The sequence below is a fragment of the Acidovorax sp. FJL06 genome, assembly GCF_003852545.1.
Taxonomy (GTDB): domain Bacteria; phylum Pseudomonadota; class Gammaproteobacteria; order Burkholderiales; family Burkholderiaceae_C; genus Acidovorax.
On sequence record NZ_QAJR01000003.1, the window covers coordinates 18,023 to 37,537 of the forward strand.

The 19,515-nt window shown below is 67.5% G+C and carries 14 protein-coding genes and 1 pseudogene; 10 read left to right on the forward strand and 5 right to left on the reverse strand.

Translation table 11 applies throughout. The features are described 5' to 3' along the window. Positions 1 to 14 precede the first annotated feature (14 nt). Both DBV10_RS01645 and ggt read left to right on the forward strand, forming a co-directional pair. Positions 15 to 722, forward strand: a pseudogene (locus DBV10_RS01645) (GNAT family N-acetyltransferase); the annotation flags it as partial. 230 nt (positions 723 to 952) lie between these two features. Next, positions 953 to 2,737 carry a gamma-glutamyltransferase gene (ggt, locus tag DBV10_RS01650; RefSeq protein ID WP_124509994.1) on the forward strand — a complete coding sequence of 595 codons (1,785 nt, stop codon included), beginning with the start codon at positions 953 to 955 and terminating at the stop codon, positions 2,735 to 2,737. Between the two features lie 110 nt (positions 2,738 to 2,847). Here ggt and glxR read toward each other — a convergent pair whose 3' ends face one another. The 3 genes from glxR to gcl form a co-directional block, all read right to left on the reverse strand. Continuing rightward, positions 2,848 to 3,762 carry a 2-hydroxy-3-oxopropionate reductase gene (gene glxR, locus DBV10_RS01655; RefSeq protein WP_124509997.1) on the reverse strand — a complete coding sequence of 305 codons (915 nt, stop codon included), beginning with the start codon at positions 3,760 to 3,762 and terminating at the stop codon, positions 2,848 to 2,850. Between the two features lie 50 nt (positions 3,763 to 3,812). Beyond that, on the reverse strand, positions 3,813 to 4,592 hold the full coding sequence (gene hyi / locus DBV10_RS01660; RefSeq protein WP_124509999.1) for a hydroxypyruvate isomerase: 780 nt from the start codon (positions 4,590 to 4,592) through the stop codon (positions 3,813 to 3,815). Between the two features lie 188 nt (positions 4,593 to 4,780). Next, entirely contained in the window at positions 4,781 to 6,571 is a 1,791-nt protein-coding gene (gene gcl / locus DBV10_RS01665) for a glyoxylate carboligase (protein ID WP_124510001.1), read from the reverse strand. A gap of 156 nt (positions 6,572 to 6,727) precedes the next feature. Here gcl and DBV10_RS01670 point away from each other — a divergent pair, with 156 nt between their 5' ends. Continuing rightward, positions 6,728 to 7,657 (forward strand): LysR family transcriptional regulator, encoded by a 930-nt coding sequence (locus DBV10_RS01670; protein ID WP_124510003.1) that lies wholly within the window; start codon positions 6,728 to 6,730, stop codon positions 7,655 to 7,657. A 72-nt stretch (positions 7,658 to 7,729) separates the two neighbouring features. Here the strand turns inward: DBV10_RS01670 and DBV10_RS01675 are convergent, their stop codons facing one another. After that, a complete protein-coding gene (locus tag DBV10_RS01675) occupies positions 7,730 to 9,070 on the reverse strand; it encodes a glycerate kinase (protein WP_124510005.1) in 1,341 nt (446 codons plus the stop codon). 218 nt (positions 9,071 to 9,288) lie between these two features. On the opposite strand from DBV10_RS01675, the gene DBV10_RS01680 reads away from it, so the two are divergent. From DBV10_RS01680 to DBV10_RS01695, 4 genes are all read left to right on the forward strand, one after another. Next, complete coding sequence (locus tag DBV10_RS01680) at positions 9,289 to 10,581, forward strand: C4-dicarboxylate transporter DctA (RefSeq protein ID WP_124510007.1); 1,293 nt, start codon at positions 9,289 to 9,291, stop codon at positions 10,579 to 10,581. Further along, positions 10,578 to 11,264, forward strand: coding sequence for a GntR family transcriptional regulator (locus DBV10_RS01685; RefSeq protein WP_124510009.1), 687 nt, complete (start codon positions 10,578 to 10,580; stop codon positions 11,262 to 11,264). The genes DBV10_RS01680 and DBV10_RS01685 overlap by 4 nt, the downstream gene beginning before the upstream one ends. Positions 11,265 to 11,467: 203 nt before the next feature. Then, positions 11,468 to 12,955, forward strand: coding sequence for a nucleobase:cation symporter-2 family protein (locus tag DBV10_RS01690; protein ID WP_124510011.1), 1,488 nt, complete (start codon positions 11,468 to 11,470; stop codon positions 12,953 to 12,955). A gap of 190 nt (positions 12,956 to 13,145) precedes the next feature. After that, a complete protein-coding gene (locus DBV10_RS01695; RefSeq protein WP_124510013.1) occupies positions 13,146 to 15,452 on the forward strand; it encodes an NADP-dependent malic enzyme in 2,307 nt (768 codons plus the stop codon). Between the two features lie 61 nt (positions 15,453 to 15,513). Here DBV10_RS01695 and DBV10_RS01700 read toward each other — a convergent pair whose 3' ends face one another. Further along, positions 15,514 to 16,332, reverse strand: coding sequence for an HDOD domain-containing protein (locus DBV10_RS01700; protein ID WP_124510015.1), 819 nt, complete (start codon positions 16,330 to 16,332; stop codon positions 15,514 to 15,516). Between the two features lie 374 nt (positions 16,333 to 16,706). Here DBV10_RS01700 and DBV10_RS01705 point away from each other — a divergent pair, with 374 nt between their 5' ends. The 3 genes from DBV10_RS01705 (at position 16,707) to DBV10_RS01715 (ending at position 19,465) form a co-directional block, all read left to right on the forward strand. After that, positions 16,707 to 17,738 (forward strand): ABC transporter substrate-binding protein, encoded by a 1,032-nt coding sequence (locus tag DBV10_RS01705; RefSeq protein ID WP_124510017.1) that lies wholly within the window; start codon positions 16,707 to 16,709, stop codon positions 17,736 to 17,738. 116 nt (positions 17,739 to 17,854) lie between these two features. Beyond that, positions 17,855 to 18,679, forward strand: coding sequence for an ABC transporter ATP-binding protein (locus DBV10_RS01710; protein WP_124510019.1), 825 nt, complete (start codon positions 17,855 to 17,857; stop codon positions 18,677 to 18,679). Between the two features lie 18 nt (positions 18,680 to 18,697). Further along, on the forward strand, positions 18,698 to 19,465 hold the full coding sequence (locus tag DBV10_RS01715; protein ID WP_124510021.1) for an ABC transporter permease: 768 nt from the start codon (positions 18,698 to 18,700) through the stop codon (positions 19,463 to 19,465). Positions 19,466 to 19,515 lie beyond the last annotated feature (50 nt).

The following is a 19,515-nucleotide window of genomic DNA, read 5'->3' on the forward strand; positions in this document are numbered from 1 at the left end:
GGGCCCCGCACACCATGGCTTCTTCCGTGAACGAACTGGCCCAGCCCATCGGCGCCCCCGTGCCCGGCTGGGCACCCCGCCCCCAACCCACCGGCGTGACCCTGGCGGGCCGCCACTGCCAGCTCGAACCCCTGCAGGCCGAGCGCCATGCGGCCGACCTGGACGCGGCCTACCGGCTCGCGCCGGACCCGCGCGCCTGGACCTACATGTTCACCAGCCCGTTCGACACGCCGCAGGACTACCTGCGCTACGCGCAGGGCGCCGCGCAGAGCACCGACCCGCGCCACTTCGCGGTGGTGGACCGGGCCACAGGCAAGGCCGTGGGCACCCTGGCGCTGATGCGCATCGACCCCACCCACGGCGTGATCGAGGTGGGCAACGTGATGTTCTCGCCCCTGCTGCAGCAGACCCCCGCTTCCACCGAGGCGCAGTTCCTGCTCATGGCCTATGTGTTCGACACGCTGGGCTACCGCCGCTACGAGTGGAAGTGCGACAGCCTCAACGCCCCCTCGCGGCGCACCGCCGCGCGCCTGGGTTTCCAGTTCGAGGGCATCTTCCGCCAGGCCGTGGTCTACAAGGGCCGCAACCGCGACACCGCCTGGTTCTCGGTCATCGACACCGAATGGCCGCTGCTGCGGCAGGCCTTCGAGGCCTGGCTGTCGGACGACAACCAGGATGCCCAGGGGCACCAACGGCGCTCGCTGACCGAGGTGCGCGCATCCCTCAGCCGCTGAGGTGGCACCGGCGGAAACTGCGTGGCAGGCGCCATGGAGCACTGTGTCGTGCACCCTTCTTCTGCACTGGCTGCAGGGATGACGCACTGGTATTGGACGCATACTCAATCGGCATAACCTGCGGCCCACACGCAGCGCAGGCCCCCCCTACACTTGCTGCGGGCCCCATGGGCCCGCCTTCCGAATTCCTACAGAGCAAAAACCAAGGAGCACCCCCGATGAACATCCGACACACGCTGTTGGCCTCCAGCCTGGCGCTGGCCCTGGCCAGCCTCACGGCCTGCGGCAACACGCCGACCACGGCAGCGGCCCCCGCGCCCGCCGTGCAGCAAACGGCAGCCGCCCAGGCCGCCAGCGCCGCCTACGACTTCGACATGGACGTGTTCCACCCGGTGGTGGCGCGCAATGGCATGGTCGCCACCGAGCAGGAACTGGCCTCGCAAGTGGGCCTGGACATCCTCAAGGCCGGCGGCAACGCGGTGGACGCGGCCGTGGGCATCGGCTTTGCGCTGGCCGTGGCCCTGCCCAACGCGGGCAACCTGGGCGGCGGCGGCTTCATGGTGGTGCACGACGCCAAGACCGGCAAGAGCGTGGCGCTGGACTTCCGCGAAGTGGCGCCCATCAAGGCCACGCGCGACATGTACCTCGATGCCAAGGGCAATGTGGTGAACGGCAAGTCGCTCTACACCCACTACGCTGTGGGCGTGCCCGGCACCGTGGCCGGCATGGAGCATGCGCTCAAGAGCTGGGGCACCCTGCCCCTGTCGCGCGTGATCGCGCCCGCCATCGAACTGGCCGACAAGGGCTTCCCGGTCAGCGAGACGCTGGCCAAGATCCTGCAGCAGGAAAAGAAGAACATGGGCCAATGGCCCGCCACCCAGGCCATCTTCTGGAAAAACGGCGAACCCCTGAAGGTGGGCGACCCGCTGGTACAAAAGGACCTGGCCCAGTCCATGCGCCTGATCGGCCAGCAGGGCGCCAAGGCCTTCTACGAAGGCGAGATCGCCCAGAAGATCGCCGCCGAGATGGCTCCCCACGCGGGCGCTATCAGCCTGCAGGACCTGCGCGAATACAAGGTGGCCGAGCGTGTGCCCACGCGCGGCACCTACCGCGGCTATGAGATCGTGACCATGCCGCCACCCTCCTCGGGCGGCCCGCACCTGGTGCAGATCCTGAACATGCTGGAGCCCCTGCCCCTGGCCCAGTGGGGCCCGAACAGCGCTCAGACCATCCACTACATGGCCGAAAGCAGCAAGCTGGCCTATGCCGACCGCTCCGAATACCTGGGCGACCCGGACTTCGTGAAGGTGCCGCAGAAGGGCCTGACCTCCAAGCGCTACGCCGAATCGCTGGCCAAGGGCATCGACGCCAACCGCGCGCGCCCGGCCAAGGAGATCAAGCCCGGCCAGCCCCAGCCGTATGAAAGCGACCAGACCACCCACTACTCGGTGGTGGACAAGGCCGGCAACGCCGTGGCCGTGACGTACACGCTGAACACCAACTTCGGCAGCGGCATCGTCGCCAAGGGCACGGGCATCTTGCTCAACAACGAGATGGACGACTTCTCGGCCAAGCCCGGCGTGGCCAACGCCTACGGCCTGGTCGGCGGTGACGCCAACGCAGTTGCAGCCAAGAAGCGCCCCCTGTCGTCCATGACGCCCACCCTGGTGCTCAAGGACGGCAAGCCCACGCTGGTGACCGGCAGCCCCGGCGGCGCGCGCATCATCACCACGGTGCTGCAAACGGTGGTCAACACCATCGACTTCGGCATGAACCCCGCCGAAGCCGCTGCCGCACCCCGCGTGCACCACCAGTGGACGCCCGACGAGCTGCGCGTGGAAAAGGGCCTCTCGCCCGACACCATCGCCCTGCTCAAGCAGCGTGGCCACAACATCGCGGTCAAGCCGTCGATGGGCCGCACGCAGACCATCCAGATCCGGGGCGGCGCGCTGTACGGCTACTCGGACCCGCGCAACCCAGATGGGAAGACGCTGGGGTATTGATTGCTATTCTATTGATAGCTGCTTGCGCTTGATAGACAAGCGGTAGCGGCCCTTCAAACCGAGAATCCCGCTCGCCGAAAGGCCAGCGGGATTTTTCATGGTGGCCTGCGTCAGGCGGGCGATGCCTGCCCGATCTCGAAATTCGCCATCTTCTCCAGCGCCCGCACCATCGCCGAGTGGTCCCACCCCTGACCGCCATGCGCCACGCAGGCATTGAACAGCTCCTGCGCCATGGCCGTATTGGGCAGCGGCACGCCCAGCGCCCGCGCGCTCGACAGCGCAAGGTTCAAGTCCTTCTGGTGCAGCCCGATGCGAAAGCCGGGGTCGAAGGTGCGCCGGATCATGCGTTCGGCGTGCACCTCCAGGATCTTGGACGAGGCGAACCCGCCCAGCAGCGCCTGGCGCACGCGGGCCGGATCGGCGCCCGCGCGGGCGGCGAAGAGCAGCGCTTCGGCCACGGCCTCGATGTTCAGGGCGACGATGATCTGGTTGGCCACCTTGGCGGTCTGGCCGTCGCCGTTGCCGCCCACCAGGGTGATGTTCTTGCCCAGGCGCTCGAACAGCGGCTTGATGCGATCGAACACCACCTCGGGGCCGCCAACCATGATGGACAGGGTGGCGTTCTTCGCGCCCAGCTCGCCGCCCGAGACGGGCGCGTCCAGGTACTGCGCGCCCACGGCCTCGATGCGCGCCGCGAAGTCCTTGGTGGCCACGGGCGAGATGGAACTCATGTCCACCACCACCTTGCCCGTACTGCCCTTGAGGCCCTGGGCCACGCCATCGGCGCCGAACAGCACCTTCTCCACATCGGGCGTGTCGGGCAGCATCAGAAAGACGATATCGGCCCGCTCGGCCACGCCACGCGCGGTGGTGCACTGCGTGGCGCTGCTCTCTGCGATCTGCGGCGCCACGCGGCCGCGCGTGTGCACGTAGAGCTGGTGGCCCGCGGCGATGAGGTGCCCGCACATGGGCGCGCCCATGATGCCCAGGCCGATGAAACCGAGTTTGAGGGGGGTGTCGGTCATGTTCGTGTTCTCCTTGTGTTGTGGTGGTTCGTCCAAGCGATGGTTCTGGGTCATGCCGTGAGCGCCGTCCGCCACCCCAGGCCAACCTCGGTGGTGCGTGCAGGCTTGTACTCGCAGCCCACCCAGCCCTCGTATCCGATGCGGTCCAGGTGCGCGAACAGGTAGCGGTAGTTGATCTCGCCCGTGCCCGGCTCGTTGCGGCCGGGGTTGTCGGCCACCTGCACATGGCCGATGCGCGCCAGGTGCTTTTGCAGCGTGGTGGCCAGCTCGCCTTCGGTGCGCTGCGCGTGGTAGATGTCGTACTGCACAAAGGCATTGCTGGCATCCACCTCGTCCAGGATGGCCACCGCCTGGTCCGTGCGGGTCAGGTAAAAGCCTGGGATGTCGAACGGGTTGATGGGCTCGATCAGCAGGCGCAGCCCGGCCGCCTTCAGCTCCGTGGCCGCGAAGCGCAGGTTGTCGACGAAGGTGGCGCGCAGGCTGGCGGCGTCCACGCCCGCGGGCGCCTTGCCGGCCAGGCAGTTGAGCTGCGGCACACCCAGCGCCTTGGCATAGGTGATGGCGCGGGCCACGCCGGCGCGGAATTCCGCCACCCGCGCGGGGTCGACGGCAATGCCACGCTCGCCCGCGTCCCAGTCGCCCGCAGGCAGGTTGTGCAGCACGATCTGCAGCTTGTGCGCGTCGATCTGCGCACGCAGCTCCTCGGGCGTGTGGGCATAGGGAAAGAGGAACTCTACGGCTTCGAATCCAGCGTGGGCAGCGCGCTCGAAACGGTCGATGAAAGGCACCTCGGTGAACAGCATGCTGAGGTTGGCAGCAAAACGGGGCATGGGGAAGTCTCCGGTGGCAATGAATAAAAAAGTGGGGACGGTGCGGGCCAGGCAAGGCGGGGCAGGCTCCCACCCACCGTTCGGGCTGAGCCTGTCGAAGCCGGGGTACGGGGATGGCCTTCGACAGGCTCAGGCTGAACGGGTGTAGGCAGGAAAAGGGCTTCAGCCCGGCCCAGGCCGGTGCCGCCTCAATCCAGCACCGCCAGCGCACTCGGCACATCGGCCGCCTGCGTGGCCAGTTCCTCGAACTCGACGATGTTGTCGATCTCGGTGCCCATGGCGATGTTGGTCACGCGCTCCAGGATCACCTCGATGACCACCGGCGTGCGGTGCTCGGCCATCCAGGCCTCGGCCTGGGCGATGGCGGGCGCGAACTCCTCGGGGCGGTGCACGCGGAGGGCCTTGCAGCCCAGGCCCTCGACCACCTTCACGTGGTCCACGCCGTAGCCGCGCGCCACCTCGCCCTCGGCCATGTTCACGTTGTCGAACGCGAGCTGCACGCAGTAGTCGATGCTGAAGCTGCGCTGCGCCTGGCGGATCAGGCCCAGGTAGCTGTTGTTGACGAGCACGTGGAGGTAGGGCAGCTTGAACTGCGCGCCCACGGCCAACTCTTCGATCATGAACTGGAAGTCGTAGTCGCCCGACAGCGCCACGATCTTGCGCGCCGGGTCGGCCACGCGCACGCCCAGGGCGGCGGGCACCGTCCAGCCCAGCGGGCCGGCCTGGCCGCAGTTGATCCAGTGGCGCGGCTGGTACACGTGCAGGAACTGCGCGCCCGCGATCTGCGACAGGCCGATGGTGGAGACATAGCACACGTCCTTGCCCAGCGCGCGGTTCATGCACTGGTACACGCGCTGCGGCTTCATGGGCACGCTGTCGAAGTGGGTCTTGCGCAGGTAGTCCACGCTGTTCTTGCGGCCCTGGCATTCGGCGGCCCAGCCGCTGCGGTCCTTCAGGCGCCCGGCGGCCTTCCATTCGCGCGCCACGTCGACGAAGAGCCGGAGCGCTGCGCCCGCGTCAGAGACGATGCCGAAGTCCGGCGCAAACACGCGGCCGATCTGCGTGGGCTCGATGTCCACGTGCACGAACTTCCGGCCCTTGGTGTACACGTCCACCGAACCCGTGTGCCGGTTGGCCCAGCGGTTGCCGATGCCCAGCACGAAGTCGCTGGCCAACATCGTGGCGTTGCCATAGCGCTGGCTGGTCTGCAGGCCACACATGCCGGCCATGAGCGGATGATCGTCGGGGATGCTGCCCCAACCCATGAGCGTGGGGATCACCGGCACGCCCAGCAGCTCGGCAAACTGCACCAGCAGGCCGGACGCATCGGCGTTGATGATGCCGCCGCCCGCGACCAGCAGCGGGCGCTCTGCGTCGTTCAGCATGGCCAGCGCCTTCTCGATCTGCGCGCGCGTGGCGGCGGGCTTGTAGGGCACCAGGGGTTCATACGTGTCGGGGTCGAACTCGATCTCAGCCAGTTGCACGTCGATGGGCAGGTCGATGAGCACCGGCCCGGGCCGGCCGGAACGCATGAGGTGGAACGCCTGCTGAAACGCCTGCGGCACCTGCGCGGGCTCCAGCACCGTGGTGGCCCACTTGGTCACGCTCTTGGCGATGCTGGCAATGTCCACCGCCTGGAAGTCTTCCTTGTGCAGGCGCGCGCGCGGCGCCTGGCCGGTGATGCACAGGATGGGGATGGAGTCCGCGCTGGCCGAATACAGCCCGGTGATCATGTCGGTGCCGGCGGGGCCGCTGGTGCCGATGCACACACCGATGTTGCCGGCGACGGCGCGCGTGTAGCCCTCGGCCATGTGGCTGGCACCCTCCACATGGCGCGCCAGGATGTGGCCGATGCCGCCGTGCGCCTTGAGCGCCGCATACAGCGGGTTGATGGCCGCGCCGGGCACGCCGAACGCAACGCTCACGCCCTCTTTCTCCATCACCTTCACGGCGGCCTCGATGGCCTTCATTCTTGGCATTGCACATCTCCTTCGGTTGGTGGTCGGTTGATGTGGCAACTCTAGGCAAGCACCCGTTGTGGCGGAAGGTGGCAGCAGACCATAAAATTTATTCCACACAGGAATAAACCATGGCGGCAGTGCGCGCCACCATGCACAGCACAGGAGACAACCACGATGGACCGGCTCGATGCCATGGAAATGTTCGTACGGGTGGTGGAAACCGGCAGCTTCACCAAGGTGGCGCGCGAGTTCGCCACCACGCAGCCCACGGTGACCAAGCAGGTCGCGGCGATGGAGGCGCACCTGAAGGTGCGGCTGCTCAACCGCAACACACGCGGCGTGAGCCTGACCGAGCCCGGCGCGCTGTACTACGAGAAGTGCAAGGCCATCGTGACCGACGTGGCCGACGCCGAGAGCGTGGTGCGCGTGCGCCAGACGCAGGTGCACGGCCAACTGCGGGTGGGCAGCTCGGTGGCGTTCGGGCGGCGCGTGGTGGTGCCGCTGGCGCTGGAGTTCATGGCGCAAAACCCGCAGGTGCAGCTGGACCTGAGCTTCGAGGACCGCTACACCGACCTGGTGGCCAACGGCATTGACGTGGCGATCCGCCTGGGCAAGCTGGCCGACTCGGCCCTGGGTGCGCGCACGCTGGGCATGAACCCCTGGGTGCTGGTGGCCTCGCCCACCTACCTGAAGAAGCGCGGCACGCCGCGCCGGCCGTCTGACCTCAAGGACCACGCCACGCTGATCTACAGCAGCGTGCAGGGCAACGACCTGTGGCGGCTGCGCAATGCGAGCGGCGAGGCGGTGTCGGTGCCCGTCACGGGGCGGCTGCGGTCCAACAACCTCTCGGCGCTGCTGGCGGCGGCGCGCGCGCACATGGGCATCGCGGCGCTGCCGCACTACGTGGCGGTGGAATCGCTGGCGGCCGGGCGCGTGGTGGAGGTGCTCAAGACCTGCCGCCTGCCCGAGCAAGAGATCCATGCGGTCTACCCCTCGCCGCGCCTGGTGCCACAGAAGGTGCAGGCCTTCGTTGCCTTTTTGCAGGGGCGTTTCGGCAAGGACTGGGTGGCGTCCTTGCCGCGCGAGGGGTCGTCAAAAAAGTGAGCTGCTTGCGCTTGCCAGTCAACATTTTTCGGCAGTTTCTGCCTGAAGGCCGCACGGGGCAAGCGCCAGCCGCTACAAAATCAGGATCGCCCGGAAGTCGTTCACGTTGGTGTGCGTGGGCCCGGTGATGACCAAGTCGCCCACCGCATCGAAGTAGCCATACGCATCGTTGCGGTCCAGGTGGTCCGCGATGGAGAGGCCCTGCGCCGCAGCACGCGCCAGGGTGTCGGGCGCGACGCGGGCGCCGGCGTTGTCTTCCACGCCGTCAATGCCGTCGGTGTCTGCCGCCAGGGCCCATACGCCTGCTTGCCCTTGCAGCGCCTGTGCCAGGCCCATGCAGAACTCGCCCGCCCGGCCGCCCCGGCCTTTGGCCGCGCCCGGTGCACGCGGGCGGATGGTGACGGTGGTCTCGCCGCCCGAGAGGATCACGCAGGGCCGCGCAAACGGCTGGCCGTGCCGCGCCACCGCCCGTGCCAGCGCGGCGTGCACCTTGCCCACCTCGCGCGATTCGCCCTCGATCTCGTCGGACAGGATGTAGGCCGGCACGCCCGCCGCCCGCGCGGCCTCTGCGGCCGCCTCCAGCGACTGCTGGGGCGTGGCCGTCATGTGCACGGCGTGGCCCGCAAACACGGCGTCGCCGGGCTTGGGGGTTTCCAGATCGCCCGCCTGCAGCGCGGCACGCACGCCGGCGGGGATGTCGATGCGGTAACGCGCCAGGATGGCCAGCGCGTCGGCGCAGGTGGTGGCGTCGGGCACCGTGGGGCCGCTGGCGATGACCGAGGGGTCGTCGCCCGGCACGTCGCTGATGGTGAGCGTGACCACGCGTGCGGGGGCGCAGGCCGCCGCCAGCCGCCCGCCCTTGATGCGCGAGAGGTGCTTGCGCACGCAGTTCATCTCGTCGATGGCGGCACCGCTCTCCAGCAGGGCCTTGTTGATGCGCTGCTTGTCTTCGAGCGCGAGGCCCTCGGCCGGCAGCGTGAGCAGGGCCGAGCCCCCGCCCGAGATCAGGCACAGCACCAGGTCGTTGGCGGTCAGGCCCTGCGTCAGCGCCAGGATGTGCTGCGCGGCGGCCAGACCGGCCGCATCGGGCACCGGGTGCGCGGCCTCGACCACCTCGATGCGCTGCGGCAGGCCTTCGGGCCGGGGCGGCGTGTGGTGGTAGCGCGTGACCACCAGGCCCGACAGCGGGGCGTCGGCCGGCCACAGCGCCTCCACCGCCTGCGCCATGGCGCCGCCGGCCTTGCCCGCACCCAGCACCAGGGTGCGGCCACCGCTCTCGGGGCTGGGCGGGGCGGGCAGGAAGGCGGCGGTGTTGTGCAGCGGCAGCGCGCGGCGCACGGCCACGCGGTACAGGTATTCAAGAAATTCGCCGCTCTGACGAACGGGGTCGGGCACGGTGTGGGGGGTGGTCATGGGTGGTCGTCTCCGCGGGCGATTGTGGGGCCACGGCCGCCCAGCCACCCATGCGCCAAAGTCAAAAGTACTTCAACCCTGGTGGCGATGGCTGTGCGCCGCCTGGGCGACACAGCCCGGGATAACCCCATGTTCTGGCCTCCAACACTTGTCTACAGTTCTTGTATGCAAGATTGATTGCAGCACCACTCCATCCTTTTTCTCCGCAAAGGGTTCCCATGCTCCGCTTCCTCAACTCCTTGTTCGGCCGGGTGATCCTGGCCTTGATGGCCGGCGTGGCCATCGGGCTCTTCTGGCCCGACACGGCCGTGCAGCTCAAGCCCCTGGGCGACGGCTTCATCAAGCTCATCAAGATGCTGATCCCGCTCATCGTGTTCTGCGTGGTGGTGCATGGCATTGCCGGCACGGGCGACTTGAAGCGGGTGGGCCGGGTGGGCATCAAGTCGCTGATCTACTTCGAGGTCGTCACCTCCATCGCCCTGGTGCTGGGCCTGGCACTGGCGTTCTGGTTCGAGCCCGGCGTGGGCATGAACGTGGACCCCAAGGCGCTGGACCCCAAGGCCATGGGCGCCTACGCCGAAAACGCCAGCAAGCTCACCGGCGGCGGCTTCAGCGACTTTGTGCTCAAGCTCATCCCCACCACGGCCGTGAGCGCGTTCGCCAACGGCGACGTGCTGCAGGTGCTGCTGTTCTCCATCGTGTTCGGCTGCGCGCTGGCGCTGATGGGCGAGCGCGGCACGCGCGTCACCACCCTCATCGAAGACCTGTCGCATGTGCTGTTCAAGACCATGGGCCTGATCATCAAGCTGGCGCCGCTGGGCGTGCTGGGCGCGATTGCCTTCACGGTGGGCAAGTACGGCATCGGCTCGCTCAAGCAGCTGGGCATGCTGGTGGTGCTGTTCTATGCGGCGGTGGCGATCTTCGTGGTGGTGGTGCTGGGCCTCATCATGCGGTTCTCGGGCTTCAGCCTGTTCAAGCTGCTGCGCTACCTGCGCGAGGAGCTGGCCGTGGTGTTCGCCACCACCTCGTCGGACAGCGTGCTGCCGCAGATCATGGCCAAGCTCAAGCACATGGGCATCCGCGATTCGACCGTGGGCCTGGTGATCCCCACGGGCTACTCGTTCAACCTGGACGCGTTCTCGATCTACATCACGCTGGCGGCCGTGTTCATCGCCCAGGCCACCAACACCCCCATCACCATGACCGACCTGCTGACCATTCTGGCGATCTCGCTGGTCACGTCCAAGGGCGCACACGGCGTGCCGGGCTCGGCCATCGTGGTGCTGGCGGCCACGCTGCATGCGATTCCGGCCATCCCGGCCATCGGCCTGGTGCTGGTGCTGTCGGTGGACTGGTTCATGGGCATCGCCCGCGCCCTGGGCAACCTGGTCGGCAACTGCGTGGCCACCGTGGCGATTGCTGCCTGGGAGGGCGACATCGACCGCGAACGCGCCCACGCGGTGCTGGACGGCCGCAACCCCCCGGCCACCGGGCCACAATCGGCCCCATGAGCACCAACCAGACCCAGATCGCCCAACAGGTGGTGGAATCCATCCTGGCGCAGAAGCTCGCCCCCGGCGAGCGCCTGGGCGAGCAAGAGCTGGCCGATCTTTTCGGCGTGAGCCGCACCCTGGTGCGCGAGGCCCTGATGCAGCTGCAGGCCCGCGGCTTTGTCGAGGTGCGCCCGCGCCGGGGCTGGTATGTGGTGGAGCCGTCGGTGGACGATGCGCGCGATGCGTTCTCGGCCCGGCGCATCATTGAATCGGGCATCCTGGCCGATGCCGGCCGCCCGCTGCAGGCGGTCATCCCCCGGCTGCGCGCCCACATCGCTGACGAGCAGCGTGCCATCGAGGGCGCCGACGCGGCCACACGCGCCTTCCTGCTCGCCGACTTCCACGTGTGCCTGGCCGAGGCCATGGGCCACCGCAGCCTGAGCGACATCCTGCGCGACCTCACGGCGCGCACCACGCTGGCGGCATCGCTTTACCAGTCGCGCCACGAGGCCAGCCAGTCCTGCGCGGAGCATGCGTCCATCGTCGAGGCCCTGGAGGCCGGCAACGCCGCCCTGGCCCGCGAGCGCCTGCTGGCCCACATCGGCCATGTGGAAGCCGCGCTCAACCCCGGCCAGCCGCTGGTGCGCGACCGCCTGCGCGAGTCGCTGGCCCCTTTGGCGCCGCCGCGCGGCGCGCCCTGACCCGCCCGCGACTCCGGCGTCGGCCCCAGCCCCCCTCTCTCCCCTCCACCGCCTAGCGCGCTGGGGGCGTTGCTGCTGCACCTAGGGTTTACCGGGATAAGCCGTTTCACATATTTTGTATACGATTTTTGTATGGACTGCTGTGCACCGTTTCGCACACGCCCTGTCACCCTTCCCCCTGGCCCCGTACAAAAGGAATTCCCATGACCCCGCCCGTGCATCCCGTGGACGAACACCTGCCCCTGGGGCGCCTCACGGCGCTGGGCCTGCAGCATGTGCTGGTGATGTATGCCGGCGCGGTGGCCGTGCCGCTCATCGTCGGCCGCGCGCTCAACCTCACCCCCGACCAGGTGGCCAAGCTGATCTCGGCCGACCTGTTCGTCTGCGGCCTGGTCACGCTGATCCAGGCGCTGGGCGCCACGCGCTGGTTCGGCATCCAGCTGCCGGTGATGATGGGCGTGACCTTCGCTTCGGTCGCGCCCATGATCTCGATGGCGCAAAGCACCGGGGGCACGGCCGGGGCCGGGCTGATCTTTGGCTCGGTGATCGGCGCGGGGGTCATTTCCATCCTGATCGCGCCGATGGTCAGCCGCATGCTGCGCTTCTTCCCGCCGGTGGTCACCGGCACCATCATCGCGGTCATCGGCATCAGCCTGATGCGCGTGGGCATCAACTGGATCTTCGGCAACCCCGTGGGGCCGACCGCGCCCAACGTGGTGAACCCCGAGCACCTCAAGTGGCTCAGCGAGATGCAGTCCGCAGCGGGTGCACCCGGCGCGTCGCTGCCCCCCGTGCCCAAGGGCTTTGCGGTGGTGCCCACCATGCCCAACCCCAAGTACGCCGACCTGACCGGCGTGGGCATCTCGGGCCTGGTGCTGCTGTCCATTTTGCTGATCGCCAAGTTCGCCAAGGGCTTCATTGCCAACATCTCGGTGCTGCTGGGCATCGTGGTGGGCGCGGTGGTGGCCGTGGCCTTGGGGCTGATGAACTTCGACAAGGTGGCCAAGGCGCAGTGGTTTGACCTGGTGCTGCCCTTCGAGATTGCCGGCCCGGTGTTCGACCCCATCCTGATCCTGACCATGACGCTGGTGATGATCGTGGTGATGATCGAATCGACCGGCATGTTCCTGGCCCTGGGCGAAATGACCGACCGCAAGATCGACCAGGCCGCCCTCACGCGCGGCCTGCGCACCGATGGCCTGGGCACGCTGCTGGGCGGCATCTTCAACACCTTCCCCTACACCAGCTTCTCGCAGAACGTGGGGCTGGTGGCCGTCACGGGCGTCAAGAGCCGCTTTGTGTGCGTGGCCGGTGGCGTGATCCTGATCGTGCTCGGGGTGCTGCCCAAGATGGCGGCGCTGGTCGAATCCCTGCCCACCATGGTGCTGGGCGGCGCGGGCCTGGTGATGTTCGGCATGGTGGCGGCCACCGGCATCCGCATCCTGGGCGGGGTGGACTTCAAGCACAACCGCTTCAACGCGATGATCGTGGCCGTGTCCATCGGCGTGGGCATGGTCCCGCTGATTGCACCCAACTTTCGCCAGTGGATGCCGCATGCGATCCACCCCCTGATCGAATCCGGTATCCTGCTGGCCTCGATCACGGCCGTGGCCCTGAACGTTTTCTTCAATGGCGCCAGCCGCGACACCTCCGCCGCTGTGAATGCCGCACGCCAGGCCGACGCCCACTAGCGTCCCGCCTGCCCGCTGCCTTGAGAAACGGCCACGCCTGCGTGGCCCCGCCCCCTGCATGCATGCCGGCTCCCTCCGGCTGCCAGGGGGTTTTGGCTTCATGCCGCATCCGCATAAACCGGCATGCCAGGCCCCCACGCCATCGGGTACCCTTGTTTTGCATTCCGCCGAGGACTTCCAGGATTTCCGTATGACACAGAACCTTTCCGCTGCCGAACAGGCCCTGCGCGACGCTGCGCGCGAGTACCACCGCAACCCCAGCCGGGGCAAGATTGCCGTCAACCCCACCAAACCGCTGTCCAACCAGCGCGACCTGTCGCTGGCCTACTCGCCGGGGGTGGCTTACCCCTGCCTGGACATTGCCGCCGACCCCTCGAAGGCGTTTGACTACACCTCGCGCGGCAACCTGGTGGGTGTGATCACCAACGGCACGGCCGTGCTGGGCCTGGGCGACATCGGCCCGCTGGCCGGCAAGCCGGTGATGGAAGGCAAGGGCTGCCTGTTCAAGAAGTTCGCAGGCGTCGATGTGTTCGACATCGAACTGGATGCCCGCGACCCCGACAAGATCATCGAGATCATCGCCGCGCTGGAGCCCACGCTGGGCGGCATCAACCTCGAAGACATCAAGGCGCCCGAGTGCTTCTACATCGAGCAGGAGCTGTCCAAGCGCATGAACATCCCGGTGTTCCATGACGACCAGCACGGCACGGCCATCATCTCCAGCGCCGCGCTGCTCAACGGCCTGGAGCTGGTGGGCAAACAGATCGACCAGGTGAAGATCGCCGTCTCGGGCGCGGGCGCCGCCGCCATTGCCTGCGTGAACGTGATGGTGGGCCTGGGCGTGAAGGTGGCCAACATCTTCATGTGCGACTCCAAGGGCATCATCTACGAAGGCCGCCCCGGCGGCTACGACGAATCCAAGGCGCGCTACGCCCAAAAGACCGATGCGCGCACGCTGGCCGATGCGGTCGATGGCGCCGACGTGTTCCTGGGCTGCTCGGCCCCCGGCGTGCTCACGGCCGAGATGGTGAAGACCATGGCGCCCAAGCCCATCATCCTGGCGCTGGCCAACCCCGAGCCCGAGATCCGCCCCGAGCTGGCCAAGGCTGTACGGCCGGACTGCATCATCGCCACGGGCCGCTCGGACTACCCCAACCAGGTCAACAACGTCCTGTGCTTCCCGTACATCTTCCGGGGCGCGCTCGATTGCGGCGCCACCAAGATCACCGAGGCCATGAAGCTGGCCTGCGTGCGCCAGATCGCCGACCTGGCCAAGGCCGACATCAGCGAGGAAGTGGCCAGCGCCTATGCGGGCAAAGAGCTGACCTTTGGCCCCGACTACCTGATCCCCACGCCGTTCGACTCGCGCCTGATCCTCAAGATCGCGCCCGCCGTGGCCAAGGCGGCGGCCGAGTCGGGCGTGGCCACGCGCCCCATCACCGACATGGAGGCCTACAAGGAAACGCTGTCGCGCTTCGTCTACCAGACCGGCATGCTGATGCGCCCCGTGATCAATGCGGCCAAGGCCCTGCCCGATGCGAAAAAGCGCGTGGCCTACGCCGATGGCGAAGACGAGCGTGCCCTGCGCGCCGCGCAGATGGCCATCGACGACAAGATCGCCGTGCCCATCCTCATCGGCCGCCCCGCCGTGATCGCCGCGCGCATCGCCAAGGCCGGCCTGCGCATGCAGCTGGGCAAGGACGTGGAGGTGTGCAACCCCGAGGACGACCCGCGTTTTCGCCAGTACTGGGAGCACTACCACCAGCTCATGAAGCGCAACGGCGCCACGCCCGAAGTGGCCAAGGCGGCCGTGCGCCGCTCCAACACCATCATCGCCTCGCTGATGGTCACGCTGGGCGACGCCGACGCCATGATCTGCGGCCTGGTGGGCACGTATGAGACGCACCTGGAGCGCATCCACAGCATCATCGGCCGCCAGGAAGGCGCACGCGACTACGCCGCGCTCAACGCGCTGATGACCAACCGGGGCACGCTGTTCATTGCCGACACCTACGTGAACGAAGACCCCACGGCCCAGCAGCTGGCCGACATCGCCTGGATGTCGGTGCAAGAGGTGCAGCGCTTTGGCCTGCCGCCCAAAGTGGCCTTCCTGTCGCACTCCAGCTACGGCTCGTCCAAGCGCGCCTCGGCCCGCAAGATGCGCGAAGCGCGCGACCTGTTCGTGGCCGCCCACCCCGACATCGAGTGCGACGGCGAACTGCACGGCGACGCTGCGCTGGAGCCGGGCATCCGCAACGCCTACGTGGCGGACTCCACGCTTACCGACTCAGCCAACCTGCTGATCTGCCCCAACCTGGATGCCGCCAACATCCTCTACAACGTGCTCAAGACCACCACCAGCGGCGGCGTGACCGTGGGCCCCATCCTCATGGGCGGCGCCGCCACGGCCTACATCCTGACACCTGCAGCCACGGTGCGCCGCGTGTTCAACATGACCGCGCTGGCCGTGGCCAGCGCAGCGGCACGCGCGGCCTGACCGATCGCGCTACCCCATGAGGAAAGGCCCCGAGGGGCCTTTTTTTTTGAGGCGTGCAGCTCTACCGAACGGACACATCCACGTAATCCGCCACCGGCGGCAGGTGTTCGGCCAGCCAGTGCGAATCGAGCTGCAGCGCCTGCTTGATCTCGGCGGGCAGGCTGGCAATGGTGTCGGCGGGCGACATGGGCTCTTCCAGCCCGATCTCGGCCAGCAAGGTGGCCACATGCAGGATGCCGCCCAGGCGGCAGAACGGGGCGGAGGCCACCGGGTCCTCGGCCGTCTCCAGCGCACGGGTGATGGTGTCCGGGAACCGCCAGCGCCGTGCCAGCTCGGCCGTCACCTGGGCCTCGGTAAAGCCCAGCAGCGTGCGTTCGCGCTCCCAGCGCCCGCCCGCGTGGTGGGGCAGCTGCTCGATGGCCGGGATCTGCTCGGGCGCCTTCTGGGCAATGATCAATTCCCCCAACCGCACCAGAAAACCCGCGAGCCACGACTCCTGCACGTTGGAGCCCAGCGTGCGGGCCAGCCACTGCGAGTAGCCCGCAATGGCCATGCTCTCCTTCCAGAACGCATCGGCGTCCACCCCGGGCGCGTCCTTGAACACACCCGACATGCAGGACGCCAGCGCCAGCGTGCGCACCTGGTTGAGCCCCACCATGGTGATGGCATCGTCGAGCGACGCCACCTGCCGGGGCAGGCCAAACCGCGCGCTGTTGGCCAGGCGGATCAGCTTGGCCGTGAGGGCCGGGTCCTTGGAGATGGCCCCGCGCACCTTCTCGAAGGGGATGTCATCGTCCTTCATGGTGGCGATCAGTTCGCGCGCCACGTCGGGGATAGTGGGTAATTGCACGTTCTCGAAAAATGCCTGGATGTCTGCCATGAAGCGCCCTCCCAAGTGCTGGTGTGGATGTAGAGACCGGGAACCAAGGATTGAATGCAGGCTTTTGTTGTACCACCGGCGCGCGGGCGCGGCCTGCGCGTTTGCCCCAATGCGCAACAGCCCGGCGCCATTCCAGCCCCCATCCCCCTGCCACAACCCCTTTGCACCATTTCGGGAAAGCCTGTAGAACCGCGTGCACCAACATGGCGAACAATAGCCCGCGCTCCCTCCCCGCCCCGGTGAAACCAGGCATCGTTTTTGCTGACTGGACCAACATGGCATGGTGGTGGCCCAAGGGGCCCGCCCCTGTGCCTCTGCCTTTCGCCTTTCGCCTTTCGCCTTTCCCTCCGCCGACTTCAGACAGGAAACCTTCCATGAACAAACGCAGCCTCCTGCAAGCCGCCCTCCTGCTGGCCACCGCCGGCGCCTTCAGCACCGCCCAAGCCCAGGCCACCACGCCCATCAAGTTCCAGCTCGACTGGCGCTTTGAAGGCCCTTCGGCCCTGTTCCTGCAGCCCGTGGCCAAGGGCTACTTCAAGGCTGCGGGCCTGGATGTGGCGGTGGACGCAGGCAACGGCTCGGGCGGCGCGGTGCAGCGCGTGGCCTCGGGCACCTACGACATGGGCTTTGCCGACCTGGCCGCCGTGATGGAATTCCACGCCAACAACCCCGACGCGCAGAACAAGCCCGTGGCGGTGATGATGGTCTACAACAACACGCCCGCCTCGGTCATGGCGCTCAAGAAAAGCGGCATCGCCAAGCCCGCCGACCTGGCCGGCAAGAAGCTGGGCGCCCCCGTGTTCGACGCGGGCCGCCGTGCGTTCCCGATCTTCCAGAAGGCCAACGGCATCGGCGCCGTGACCTGGACCGCCATGGACCCCCCGCTGCGCGAAACCATGCTGGTGCGCGGCGACGTGGACGCCATCACCGGCTTCACCTTCACCTCGCTGCTGAACCTGGAGGCACGCGGCGCCAAGGCCGCCGACGTGGTGGTGCTGCCCTATGCGGACTTCGGCGTGAAGCTGTATGGCAACGTGATCATCGCGTCTCCGAAGCTCATCAAGGAGAATCCGGCCGCGATCAAGGCCTTCCTCTCGGCCTTCACCAAGGGCGCCAAGGACGTGATCGCCAACCCCGCCGCCGCCATCGAGCATGTGAAAGCGCGCGACGGCATCGTGAACGTGCCGCTCGAAACCCGCCGCCTGCAGCTGGCCATCGACACCGTCATCAACAGCCCCGACGCGCGCTCCGAAGGTTTTGGCCAGGCCAAGCCCGGCCGCCTGTCGCTGATGGCCTCGCAGGTGTCCGACGCGTTCAACACCAAGACGCGTGTGAACCCCGACGACGTGTGGAACCCCAGCTTCCTGCCCAGCGCGGCCGAGTTGAACATCCTGCCGAAGAAGTAAGGCCTGGGCGCCACGGAAGCCTGTGCGCAGGCTTCCGCAAGGCCCACTATCAAATCAATAGCGGCTAGCGCTTACCGATCAATCGGTAGCGGTCATTTTTATCCTGAACTCACTCCATGCAGGCTGCTGATTCCTACTTTGTGGACTTCCGTGATGTCTGGCTCGCGTACAACGACGAGCTGCGCGCCCAGAACCATTTCGCCGTCGAGGCCATCGACCTGCAGATCGGGCGCGGCGAGTTCATCGCCATCGTCGGGCCGTCGGGTTGCGGCAAGTCCACCTTCATGAAGCTGGCCACAGGCCTGAAGATGCCGTCCATGGGCAAGATCCTGATCGACGGGAGCCCCGTGACCGGGCCGCTCAAGATCTCGGGCATGGCCTTCCAGGCGCCCTCGCTGCTGCCCTGGCGCACCACGGTCGACAACGTGCTGCTTCCGCTCGAAATCGTGGAGCCCCACCGCAGCCAGTTCAAGGCCAAGCGCAAGGAATACGAAGCCCGCGCCCGCGCGCTGCTGCAGAAGGTGGGCCTTGCTGGCTACGAGGACAAGTTTCCGTGGCAGCTGTCGGGCGGCATGCAGCAGCGCGCCAGCATCTGCCGCGCGCTGATCCACGAACCCAAGATGCTGCTGCTGGACGAGCCTTTCGGCGCGCTCGACGCGTTCACGCGCGAAGAGCTGTGGTGCATCCTGCGCGACCTGCAGGCCGAGCAGAAATTCAACGTGATCCTGGTCACGCACGACCTGCGCGAGTCGGTCTTCCTGGCCGACACCGTGTACGTGATGAGCAAGAGCCCCGGTCGCTTCGTCGTCAAGCGCGACATCGAGCTGCCCCGCCCGCGCGACCTGGAGATCACCTACACCAAGGAATTCACCGACATCGTGCACGAACTGCGCGGCCACATCGGCGCACTGCGCAAGGCCGGCGCCCCCATCCAGCAATAAGCCCCGAGTCATCCCCCCATGCACAAGAAAACCGTGGAGCGCTGGTCCCCCTGGATCCTGCTCGTCGCCATCGTCCTGCTGTGGCAGATCATCTGCTCGGCCTTCAACGTCTCGGAGTTCATCTTCCCCAGCCCCTGGGCCATCGGCTCGCAACTGGTGGAGTTTGGCGGCGTCATCGCCGGCCATGCCTGGCGCACCTTCTGGGTCACCATGGCGGGTTTTGGCATCGCCATCGTGGTGGGCGTGCTGCTGGGTTTCCTGATCGGCAGCTCGCGCCTGGCCTATGCCGCCGTCTACCCGCTGATGACCGCCTTCAACGCCCTGCCCAAGGCCGCCTTCGTGCCCATCCTGGTGGTGTGGTTCGGCATCGGCGTGGGGCCGGCCATCCTCACCGCCTTCCTGATCAGCTTCTTCCCCATCATGGTCAACATCGCCACCGGCCTGGCCACGCTGGAGCCCGAGCTGGAGGACGTGCTGCGCGTGCTGGGCGCCAAGCGCTGGGATGTGCTGGTCAAGGTGGGCCTGCCGCGCTCCATGCCCTACTTCTACGGCTCGCTCAAGGTGGCCATCACCCTGGCCTTTGTGGGCACCACCGTGTCGGAGATGACGGCCGCGAACGAGGGCATCGGCTACCTGCTCATCAGCGCGGGTTCGTCCATGCAGATGGGCCTGGCCTTTGCGGGCCTGATCGTGGTGGGCGCCATGGCCATGGTGATGTACGAGCTGTTCAGCTGGATCGAAAAGCGCACCACGGGCTGGGCGCACCGGGGGTCGCAGGGGGAGTAGGCAGGCCGGGGCGTACTGTGCAATCCTCCCTCCCCCGTCCGTTCGGGCTG

Coding starts and splice junctions, on each gene's coding strand:
- ggt (WP_124509994.1), top strand. CDS start 953: ATGAACATCCGACACACGCTGTTGGCCTCCAGCCTGGCGCTGGCCCTG.
- glxR (WP_124509997.1), bottom strand. CDS start 3,762: ATGACCGACACCCCCCTCAAACTCGGTTTCATCGGCCTGGGCATCATG.
- hyi (WP_124509999.1), bottom strand. CDS start 4,592: ATGCCCCGTTTTGCTGCCAACCTCAGCATGCTGTTCACCGAGGTGCCT.
- gcl (WP_124510001.1), bottom strand. CDS start 6,571: ATGCCAAGAATGAAGGCCATCGAGGCCGCCGTGAAGGTGATGGAGAAA.
- DBV10_RS01670 (WP_124510003.1), top strand. CDS start 6,728: ATGGACCGGCTCGATGCCATGGAAATGTTCGTACGGGTGGTGGAAACC.
- DBV10_RS01675 (WP_124510005.1), bottom strand. CDS start 9,070: ATGACCACCCCCCACACCGTGCCCGACCCCGTTCGTCAGAGCGGCGAA.
- DBV10_RS01680 (WP_124510007.1), top strand. CDS start 9,289: ATGCTCCGCTTCCTCAACTCCTTGTTCGGCCGGGTGATCCTGGCCTTG.
- DBV10_RS01685 (WP_124510009.1), top strand. CDS start 10,578: ATGAGCACCAACCAGACCCAGATCGCCCAACAGGTGGTGGAATCCATC.
- DBV10_RS01690 (WP_124510011.1), top strand. CDS start 11,468: ATGACCCCGCCCGTGCATCCCGTGGACGAACACCTGCCCCTGGGGCGC.
- DBV10_RS01695 (WP_124510013.1), top strand. CDS start 13,146: ATGACACAGAACCTTTCCGCTGCCGAACAGGCCCTGCGCGACGCTGCG.
- DBV10_RS01700 (WP_124510015.1), bottom strand. CDS start 16,332: ATGGCAGACATCCAGGCATTTTTCGAGAACGTGCAATTACCCACTATC.
- DBV10_RS01705 (WP_124510017.1), top strand. CDS start 16,707: ATGAACAAACGCAGCCTCCTGCAAGCCGCCCTCCTGCTGGCCACCGCC.
- DBV10_RS01710 (WP_124510019.1), top strand. CDS start 17,855: ATGCAGGCTGCTGATTCCTACTTTGTGGACTTCCGTGATGTCTGGCTC.
- DBV10_RS01715 (WP_124510021.1), top strand. CDS start 18,698: ATGCACAAGAAAACCGTGGAGCGCTGGTCCCCCTGGATCCTGCTCGTC.